Origin of the sequence: Streptomyces sp. (assembly GCF_050698815.1) — a bacterium.
Lineage (GTDB): Bacteria > Actinomycetota > Actinomycetes > Streptomycetales > Streptomycetaceae > Streptomyces.
The window spans coordinates 1-4766 of sequence record NZ_JBOHCV010000729.1 but is presented as its reverse complement, the minus strand read 5'-3'; the positions used below and the strand labels follow the sequence as shown (position 1 = coordinate 4766).

Sequence of the window (4766 nt, the reverse complement as noted above, 5' to 3'; positions counted from 1 at the left end):
CCACCATGCCGCTGCGGATACCGCGCCGCTCGCAGAAGTCCTCGGCCTTCTCGTAGTACTCCTGCTGCACCTCCAGCGCGGAGGCCTCGCGGCCGCTGGCGAGCCGGACCTTGCGCTGACCGGTGATGTCGTGGCTGACCTCGCGGATGGCCCGGATCGGGTTCTCCAGGGTGAGGTCGCGCATGACGGTGCCGGCCTCGATCATGCGGAGCACGAGGTCGGTCGCGCCGACCTTGAGCAGCATGGTCGTCTCCGACATGTTCGAGTCGCCGACGATGACGTGAAGCCGGCGGTAACGCTCCGCGTCCGCGTGCGGCTCGTCGCGGGTGTTGATGATGGGCCGGGAGCGGGTTGTCGCGGAGCTGACGCCCTCCCAGATGTGCTCGGCCCGCTGGCTGACGCAGTAGACGGCCCCGCGCGGGGTCTGCAGCACCTTGCCCGCGCCGCACACCAGCTGACGCGTGACCAGGAAGGGGATGAGCACATCCGCCAGCCGCGAGAACTCCCCGTGCCTGGCCACCAGGTAGTTCTCGTGGCAGCCGTAGGAGTTGCCCGCCGAGTCGGTGTTGTTCTTGAAGAGATAGACGTCGCCTGCGATGCCCTCCTCGTGCAGGCGGCGTTCGGCGTCGACGAGCAGACCCTCCAGGATGCGCTCGCCTGCCTTGTCGTGGGTGACCAGCTCGGTCACGCTGTCGCATTCGGGGGTCGCGTACTCGGGGTGGGAGCCCACGTCGAGATACAGGCGGGCGCCGTTGCGCAGAAACACGTTGCTGCTGCGGCCCCATGACACGACACGGCGGAAGAGGTACCGCGCCACCTCGTAAGGGGACAGACGCCGCTGTCCCCGGAACGTACACGTGACGCCGTACTCGTTCTCCAGCCCGAAGATTCGGCGGTCCATGACTGAACATTACGCCTGACGGCCTGTTCTGAAACCGGGTTCGGCAGCACCGTTGCGATCATTTTCCGCCCCCGTGACCGGTGCTGACACATGGCCAGGACCTGCGGCAAGACCCTCGACGGCGACGGTGCCGGTGCGGGTACCGGCCCCGGCCAGAGCCCGCCCCGTCAGCAGCAGCACGCACAGCGCCGCGACGCCCCCGGCTCCGGCGACCGAGAAGCCCGCCGCGTCCCCGCCCCACTCGATGACCGGGCCGACCACGGCCGTACCCGCGGCGGCGCCGACCCCGAAGGTGGTGACCAGCCAGGAGAAGGCTTCGGTGACGGTGCCCGACGGGGCATGCCGGTCCACGACGACGAACGCGCAGGCCAGCGCCGGGGCCAGGAAGACGCCCGAGAGGCCCGCCAGCGCCGTCATCGCGGCCACGCCGGGCACCAGCATCAGCGGAAGGTATCCGGCGGCAAGGGCGAAAACCAGCCATACCAGCCGCCGCTCCGGCACTCCGGCCCAGTTCCGCGCTCCGTACACCACACCACCGATGAGCGCTCCGAAACCCAGGGCGGAGAGCAGATAACTGGAGATGAGGGCTTCCCCGTGGTCGTCCGCGTAGCTGACGGCGGCGACCGCTATGGAGCCGAGGGCGAGACCGACGAAGAAGAACGAGCCGAGCAGCGCGAGCAGTCCGGCCGAGCGGAGTGCGCCCAGCCAGTGCGCCTCGCGCGGGTCGGAACGCCATGCGCGGGACGGTGGCGAGAGAACCACCCAGAGCGCGCCGAGCACCCCGAGCGCGTTGATGACCAGCAGTGCCGCCGCCTCGTTCCCGAAAGCGACGAGCAGGGTCACCAGCAGCGGCCCGGCGGCGAACATCACTTCCTGGGCGACCGCGTCCAGGGCGTACGCCCTGTGCACTCTGTCGGGACCCTTGAGCACACTCGGCCACAGCGCCCGCAGGCCTCCCTCGAGCGGCGGTGTGAACAATCCCGCGATCAGCACCGACACCGCCGCCAACGGCACGGGGTCGATGCCGACCAGCGCGAACAGCGCCATGCCCAGCGCGGAGAGCGACGCCCCCGTGAACATCACCCGCGGCTGGCCGTACAGGTCGACGAGCCGTCCCAGCAGCGGCTGCCCCACCGCGGTCGCGAGCCCGTACACGGCGGACAGCACGCCCGCCAGTGTGTAACCGCCGCCCTCGGCGCGGGTGAAGAGGACGATCGCGAGCGGCGCCGTGGCGTTCGGGAGTCTGCCGATCAAGGTGCCCGTGAGCAGCCGCATCGCGTGCCGTGCGCGGAGCAGCTCGGCATAGCCCGTCGCCATCACCGGCTCCTCACACTCACCGCGTGGATCAGTTGTACGTATAACGTCCGCCGTCATACGTATCATGTCGCTGACCCACGGTCCACCCCGGCACGTCGTGCCACGGGCCGGGAAGGAGCGGCACGGATGGCGACCACCCGGCCCACCAGCCGCGATGTCGCCCGGCACGCGAGCGTCTCACAGGCGACGGTCTCCCTCGTGCTGGGCGGGAAATGGCAGGGACGGGTCTCACCACGTACGGCCGAAACCGTGCGGGCGGCCGCCCGCACACTCGGCTACCGGCCCAATCTCGCCGCTCGCAGCCTCCGGCTGGGCCGCACCCGCACGGCACTGATCGTCGTCCCCGCCCTGACCCATGACTACTTCGCCCGGGTGCATGCGGGCGCCTCGGGCGTCGCCGCGGAGCACGACTTCGGTGTGGTCCTCTATCCGTCACCCGAGGGAACCGGCCCGGCTGTCGACCCGTTCGGCTCCGCACGTGCCGCACTGGACGGCGTGATCGCCTCCTCGATGGCTCCCGAGGCGCTGGCCGCGCTGCGCGGGGGAGGACTGCCCCTGGTCATGCTGGACAGCGATCCGCAGGGCGACCGCGCCGCCGCCACCGTCAACTTCGACATCTCCGACGGCATGCACCAGGCCGCCGGGCACGTGCTCGGCCTGGGGCACCGGCGCATCGCGCACCTTGCCGCCGCGGTGGACACCTGGACCTTCGGCGTACGGGCGCGTGCCCTGGCACAGGCCCTGCGGGGGACGGCGGGAACCAGCCTGCGGACCGAGCCGGCCGATCTCAGTGTCGAGGACGCCCTTCGTGCCGCGACCCGCGCCCTGACGGCCGCCCCCCGGCCCACCGCGCTGATCTGTGACGACGACCTGCTGGCGGCAGGAGCGTGCAAAGCCGCGAGGAGACTGGGACTGCGTGTTCCGCAGGACGTCTCCGTGACGGGATTCGACGACCTGAGTCTGGCGACGGCGCTGGAACCCGAGTTGACGACCGTGCGGCTGCCCGCCGAAGAGGTCGGCGCCGCGGGCATGCGCGCGCTGCTGACCGTGCTGGCGGGCCGTACGGCACACACCCCGGTGCTCCCGGTCGAACTGGTCTGCCGGGGCTCCACGGCCCCGCCCGCAGCCGGCCGCTGAGCAACGAAGCGTGCCCCGGCGGGCGTTGGCCCGCCGGGGCACGAGGTGATGCGAGGGGACGCCCGATCAGTCGTCGGCCTCCGGCTCCGCGTCCGTCGACTCGGAGGACGCGTCCTCGTCCGCCGGGCCGCCGGCCGAGGAGGTGTCGCTCTCCCCCAGCAGACGCTTGAGCTGAGAGCCCAGCACCCGCTTGAACTTGCGCTGTTGCGGTCGGCTGCGGTCGAGCAGGGCCACCTCCAGCTGGTCCGCTGTCAGCTCACGTTCGCCGCCGTTGTTGTCCCGGGCCAGGGACTCCATGCCGAGCTTGACCGCTTCGGCCAGCGTCATGTCGTCACGGTGCCGCTGCTCCAGGTACGTGTTGATCTGGTCGGAGTTGCCGCCGACCGCGAGCGAGCCGTGCTCGTCCACGATGGAGCCGTCGTGCGGCAGCCGGTAGATCTGGTCGTCCTCGGGCGCGTCGCCGACCTCCGCGACGATCAGTTCGACCTCGTACGGCTTCTCCGCGGCGCTGGAGAAGATGGTGCCCAGCGTCTGGGCGTAGACGTTGGCCAGGCCGCGCGCGGTCACGTCGTCGCGGTCGTAGGTGTAGCCACGCAGGTCCGCGTAGCGCACGCCACCGATCCGCAGATTCTCGAACTCGTTGTACTTGCCGACTGCGGCGAAGGCGATCCGGTCGTAGATCTCGCTGACCTTGTGCAGCGCGCGGGAGGGGTTCTCGGCAACGAACACGATGCCCTCGGCATACTGCAGCACGACCACGCTGCGCCCGCGCGCGATGCCCTTGCGGGCGTACTCGGCGCGGTCCGCCATGGCCTGCTGGGGTGAGACATAGAACGGCGTCGACACCGGCTATCCGTCCCTTTCTGATCGACGACTGCTAGCGGACCGAGCGGGCTAGAGGACCGGGGCCTGCGGCCCGTTGGGCTGCTGCAGACGGCCCTCGTGCACCGTCCGGGCGATCTCGGAGACCTCCGCCTCGGCCAGCTTCCGGTAGCCGTCCTCGGTGATCACCGTCACGATCGGGTAGATCTTCCGCGCCAGGTCGGGCCCGCCGGTGGCCGAGTCGTCGTCCGCCGCGTCGTACAGCGCCTGGACAACCACCGTGGACGCCTCCTGCTCCGTCAGCTCCCCGTGGAAGAGCTTCTTCAGCGAGCCGCGGGCGAATACGGAACCGGAGCCGACGACGGCGAAGCCCAGCTCCTCGGACCTCCCGCCCGTGACGTCGTAGCTGAAGATGCGCCCCGTCTCCCGGTTCACGTCGTAACCGGCGAAGAGCGGCACCACGGCCAGGCCCTGCAGGGCCATGCCCAGATTGCTGCGGATCATCGTCGACAGCCGGTTCGCCTTGCCCTCCAGGGACAGCTGCGACCCCTCGACTTTCTCGAAGTGCTCGAGCTCGAGCTGGAACAGC

General features: G+C 70.4%; 5 protein-coding genes. 1 reads left to right on the top strand and 4 read right to left on the bottom strand.

Translation table 11 applies throughout. From position 1 onward, the window contains the following. On the bottom strand, positions 1-901 hold a 901-nt coding region (locus tag ACRDP3_RS25905), incomplete at its 3' end, for a proteasome accessory factor PafA2 family protein (protein WP_431519425.1). Between the two features lie 9 nt (positions 902-910). After that, positions 911-2218 carry an MFS transporter gene (locus ACRDP3_RS25900; RefSeq protein ID WP_431519424.1) on the bottom strand — a complete coding sequence of 436 codons (1308 nt, stop codon included), beginning with the start codon at positions 2216-2218 and terminating at the stop codon, positions 911-913. Between the two features lie 126 nt (positions 2219-2344). Between ACRDP3_RS25900 and ACRDP3_RS25895 the strand changes: the two genes are divergently transcribed. Then, positions 2345-3355, top strand: a complete 1011-nt coding sequence (locus tag ACRDP3_RS25895) for a LacI family DNA-binding transcriptional regulator (RefSeq protein ID WP_431519423.1) — start codon at positions 2345-2347, stop codon at positions 3353-3355. A 66-nt stretch (positions 3356-3421) separates the two neighbouring features. On the opposite strand, the gene prcA is transcribed toward ACRDP3_RS25895, so the two are convergent. Together prcA and prcB are read right to left on the bottom strand one after the other, a co-directional pair. Then, complete coding sequence (gene prcA / locus ACRDP3_RS25890; protein WP_431519422.1) at positions 3422-4201, bottom strand: proteasome subunit alpha; 780 nt, start codon at positions 4199-4201, stop codon at positions 3422-3424. Between the two features lie 48 nt (positions 4202-4249). Then, positions 4250-4766 (bottom strand): proteasome subunit beta (prcB, locus tag ACRDP3_RS25885; RefSeq protein ID WP_431519421.1); only part of this gene is annotated, 517 nt, incomplete at its 5' end.

Coding starts and splice junctions, on each gene's coding strand:
- ACRDP3_RS25900 (WP_431519424.1), bottom strand. CDS start 2,218: ATGGCGACGGGCTATGCCGAGCTGCTCCGCGCACGGCACGCGATGCGG.
- ACRDP3_RS25895 (WP_431519423.1), top strand. CDS start 2,345: ATGGCGACCACCCGGCCCACCAGCCGCGATGTCGCCCGGCACGCGAGC.